Raw genomic sequence first — 522 nt, forward strand, 5'->3', positions numbered from 1 at the left:
GGCGATATCGTTAAGTTATTTCCAGGTGATAAACCTGAAGTATATGACAAGGCTCCAAGTGGCAGACTTTATTTAGATGGCAGTATAAGTGTTGATCCAGATTCACAATCGATAAAAGATAGAAAAAATTTAAGTGCAAATGGATATCTTGAGGTAACAATAATGATTACACCTAAAGGTAATATACATAATAATCCTATTCTTTCATTTCGTGGTTTACCTGTAGATGATCGAGATGATTTTGTTTATGGATTAGAGGAGGAAATAGAGAAAACCTCTAGAACTTTTAAAATTGGAAGCAAACAACAAGAACACAATCTTATTGATGCATTAAAAATTGCCTGTAGAAAGTTTTCAAAAGAGAGAACAGGAAAAAAACCTTTTACCAATATCAATTTAGTAAGAATATAATGAGCGCAACAGGCTTAGCTATTATCTATATAATTATATGGTGGATAGTTTTTTTTGCTATTCTACCTATTGATGTGAATCGAACAAAGACTGTAAAAATTGATGGTGAGG

Annotated in this window: 1 protein-coding gene and 1 pseudogene; both read left to right on the forward strand. The window is 31.6% G+C overall.

Going from position 1 to position 522, the window contains the following annotated elements; genetic code table 11:
* Positions 1-411: pseudogene (locus tag AMN88_RS00420) on the forward strand (MBL fold metallo-hydrolase); the annotation flags it as partial.
* Positions 411-522 (forward strand): DUF1467 family protein (locus AMN88_RS00425; RefSeq protein ID WP_143323648.1); only part of this gene is annotated, 112 nt, incomplete at its 3' end. The pseudogene AMN88_RS00420 and the gene AMN88_RS00425, both read left to right, overlap by 1 nt.

Origin of the sequence: Candidatus Pelagibacter communis (assembly GCF_001180165.1) — a bacterium.
GTDB lineage: Bacteria > Pseudomonadota > Alphaproteobacteria > Pelagibacterales > Pelagibacteraceae > Pelagibacter > Pelagibacter ubique_P.